A 1286-nucleotide genomic window follows, 5' to 3' on the forward strand; every position below is an offset into this window, starting at 1 on the left:
ATATAGAATCGCTATCAAACTCAGCTGACAACTTTTCAATATCAGGTATAAACTCTTCACTTTCTATTATTTTTTCGATCTCATTTAAGCCCTCTATGATAGCGGTATCAGATTTTGGCTCTACAATAACCCCTGAATTTTTGTAAACGAGATCTGGAAGCCCTTTCCAATTAGATACCAAAACTGGCTTACCACATTGAATTGCTTCAAAAATTATTCCAGGATAACCCTCTCCTGGGTAATAAGAAGGTAAACAAATTGCGTCTGTATCAGATATTACTTCATTAACACTAATACCAGATACTACCCCCAAATACTTTATATTTTCATACCTTTCAAGATCTTGCTTCTTTATTCCATCATATAATGGCCCATAAATCTCTAGCTTTAAATCAGGCCTATTTCCTACTGCTTCAATCAATTCGAAAATACCTTTCGTCTTTTTCACTTGAGAAATAAAGGATACTTTTGTTAGCTTACTTGGCGGAGAATTATATAAGCTAAAAAATTTTTTACTTCTGCCTGTTGGGTAAAAAACAACCTTTTTATTTTTCAGCTCTTTAACTTGGCGCTTTGTCTCTACTAAATATATGTCGGAATGCTTAAGCGCAAAATTTAGGGATACCCTATGAAAAAAACTCATTTCATTATGGAGTACACCTCCAAACCGTCTAATTACAAGTTTTTTTTTGAAGGTTTTACAAAGTAATATTGCAAAAGGAGCAAGTAAAGTTAAAGCTTGATAACTAAGATGCAGCATTACTACATCACTGCTTTTTATACATGATTTAAGCTTAGAAATGAAAGAAATAAACTTAGTAATTTTGAGCTTACCATCAGCCCCTCTTAGCCCCCTAGAATCAAGAATAGACAATGAAACACTTGGGTGCTCATTAGCCATATCAATAAACCCCTGAAAAGAAATAGACGTCCCACCTATAGGCGGAGGTAACGTTCCAACAGCTAATAACTTTTTCATTTTATCATCCAAAAGTGAAAGTTTATAAATATGCTACTCAACAAAATTGATTCATACCAAAGTGAAACTTGTATTATCTCATTAATATTTTACACAAAAACTTTCACCATCCCAACTAAAAAAATAATAAAAAAAGTATAAAAACTAGAAGATATTTCAATATAAAACTCCAATCCAAGAGTTGTAATCTTTAATATTGTTCTTGTCATACATCGAAATCAAAACAAAAAAGTGATAAAAGTAACAAACAAATAGGGATATTAATAAAGCTGTAATTTTTAATGAGAAATCCTTAACAAGAGATAGG

General features: G+C 31.7%; 1 protein-coding gene. It reads right to left on the reverse strand.

The genetic code is table 11. The features are described from left to right. Nucleotides 1-979, reverse strand: a 979-nt coding sequence (locus L1D51_RS21455; protein ID WP_239964834.1) for a glycosyltransferase family 4 protein, incomplete at its 3' end; no start/stop codon positions are given. Nucleotides 980-1286 lie beyond the last annotated feature (307 nt).

The sequence above is a fragment of the Pseudoalteromonas shioyasakiensis genome (assembly GCF_022398475.1).
Lineage (GTDB): Bacteria > Pseudomonadota > Gammaproteobacteria > Enterobacterales > Alteromonadaceae > Pseudoalteromonas.